A 2,267-nucleotide genomic window follows, 5' to 3' on the forward strand; every position below is an offset into this window, starting at 1 on the left:
GTGGGGGCCAGCGGGACCGGGCCTTCGTGGTCGCGCAGGGCGCCCAGCAGGTCCCGCAGGTCGTCCAGGGCGTGCGCGCTCGTCGTACGGAGGAGGTCGAGGCGTTCGCGTACGGGCTCGGGGACGGCCTCGCCGCGGCGCTGGAGCACGCCGGTGTGCAGGACGAGCAGGCTGAGGCGGTGGGCGAGCACGTCGTGCATCTCGCGGGCGATGCGCGCGCGTTCCGCCATCCGCACCTGCTCGTCGCGCAGCCGGTTCGCCGCCTCCAGGTGCTCCAGCTGCCGCGCGAGCGAGCCGGTCAGGTCCCGCTGGCTGCGCGCGGCCAGGCCGACGGCCAGCGGCACGGCGAGCACCGCGCAGGGGAACAGCATGACCTGCGGCATGTTCACCAGCTCGCGGTACGGGCCGAAGGCGGCCGGTACGAACACGGCGCCGGTCAGCGCGACGGCGACGGCCCGCGACCGCCACACCGTGACCGCGTACAGCGCGATGAACACCGGCCAGAGCTGGCTCTCCAGCAGGAACCCCGCGCCCGTCACCGCCGCCACCGCCACCGGCATCCGGCGGCACAGCGGCAGCACCGCGCACAGCGCGGCGGCGACGGCGGCGCTCGCCGCCGGGGACGTGACGAGGCCCGCCTGCTCGGTCAGCGCCGCCCGCACCGACTTGACGACGACGAAGGCGAACCCGGCCGCCAGCAGCAGCCGGAGCTGCGTCGGCGTCAGCAGTGCGCGGCGCACGGGCCGTTCGGCGGTGGACATACCGGCATCGTAAACAGCCCCACCGACACGCGCATTCGACGAAAGTCGGGGGTCGGCGCGGCGCGCCACCGCCGTTGGTCGGTGCGCGCCGCCGCCGGGCGGCGGATGCGGCGCCCGGTGTACGGGCCGGAGGGTGGAGCCGTACCGCAGGTCGAGGAGGGACAGCACATGCAGGACGGCAGCAGCGGGTCGGTGGGACGGCGGCACGTACTGGGCGGGGCGGCAGCGGCGATGGCCGCGGCGGGGGTGGGCCTCGGAGCCGGTGCGCGGACGGCGTCGGCGCAGGAGCGCGGGACGGATGGGAAGGACGGGCAGGGCGGGCAGCGCGGGAAGGGGGGCAGGTATGCGGGGAAGACGGTCCTCGTCACCGGCGCCACGACCGGCATCGGGCGGGCGGCGGCGATCGCGTTCGCCGCGGAGGGCGCGCGGGTGGGGTTCTGCGGGCGGCGCCGCAACCTGGGCCAGGACGTCGAGCGGCTGATCCGCAAGGCGGGCGGGGAGGCGACGTACATCAGGGCCGACGTGCGCCGGCCGGAGGAGGTGCGGGGGTTCGTCGAGGCGGTGGCGCGGAAGTACGGCGGCCCCGACATCGCGCTCAACAACGCGGGGATCCAGAAGCCGTTCACCGACCTGCACGAGGTCTCGGTGGCGGACTGGGACGACGTGACGCTCACCAACACGCGCGGCGTCTTCCTGGCGATGAAGTACGAGATCCCGCTCATGCGGGCGGGCGGGGGCGGCGTCATCCTCGTCACGGGCTCGTCCAACCAGTACGGGACGCGGCCCGGCCTCGGCTCGTACACGGCGAGCAAGAACAGCGTGCAGGGCCTGGTGCAGGCGGCGGCGATCGAGAACGGCACGCACGGCATCCGCGTGGTGGCCCTGGCGCCTGGGATGACGGACACGCCGATGCTGGACGTGCACCGGCCGCCGGGTGACACCGACGAGCAGTGGGCGGCGCGGAAGGCGGAGTTCGGCCGGCTGGGGATCGACGCCTTCAAGCGGATGGCGACGCCGGAGGAGATGGCGTCGGCGGCGCTGGGCCTGGCGTCGGACGACATGCGATTCCAGACGGGTACGACGGTGGTGGTGGACGGCGGGCAGTTGTCGGGCCTGTAACCCGAAGGGCCTGTGAGCCGGAAGGGCCTGTGACCCGAAGGGGCAGGTAACGCCGCCTGCGGGCCTGTGCCCCCGGAGGGCCCGTGCCCCCGCGAGGCGATGACCGCGGATCGGCGGGCCCGCCCCGCCGGTGGCGCAAAGGGCAACGAGCGCCCGCCTCACCCCGCCCGCTGCACCGCGGGCAGGGCGGCCTCGATGGCGGCGTACGTGGCGCCGTGGTCGGCCAGGGCCTCGGCCGGGATGCCGGGGGTGGCGGCGAGGGCGAGCAGGATGTGCTGGTCGCCGATGGCCTTGTCGCCGCGCCCCAGGGCGATCCTGAGGGAGCGTTCCAGTACGGCCTTGGCGTCGGCGTCGAACCGGGTACGCCCCCGCCGCCACCCCCGCCGC

Annotated in this window: 3 protein-coding genes; 1 reads left to right on the forward strand and 2 read right to left on the reverse strand. The window is 75.3% G+C overall.

Annotated elements, in window-relative coordinates; genetic code table 11:
- Window positions 1-761: sensor histidine kinase (locus H5J30_RS28210; protein ID WP_181790115.1), on the reverse strand; the 761-nt coding region annotated here is incomplete at its 3' end.
- Between the two features lie 81 nt (window positions 762-842).
- Between H5J30_RS28210 and H5J30_RS28215 the strand changes: the two genes are divergently transcribed.
- Window positions 843-1,880, forward strand: coding sequence for an SDR family NAD(P)-dependent oxidoreductase (locus H5J30_RS28215; protein WP_309505651.1), 1,038 nt, complete (start codon window positions 843-845; stop codon window positions 1,878-1,880).
- Window positions 1,881-2,038: 158 nt separating this feature from the next.
- On the opposite strand, the gene H5J30_RS28220 is transcribed toward H5J30_RS28215, so the two are convergent.
- Window positions 2,039-2,267, reverse strand: a 229-nt coding sequence (locus H5J30_RS28220; RefSeq protein WP_220189456.1) for a Clp protease N-terminal domain-containing protein, incomplete at its 5' end; no start/stop codon positions are given.

Origin of the sequence: Streptomyces phytophilus, from assembly GCF_013870535.1 — a bacterium.
GTDB classification, from domain to species: Bacteria; Actinomycetota; Actinomycetes; order Streptomycetales; family Streptomycetaceae; genus Streptomyces; species Streptomyces phytophilus.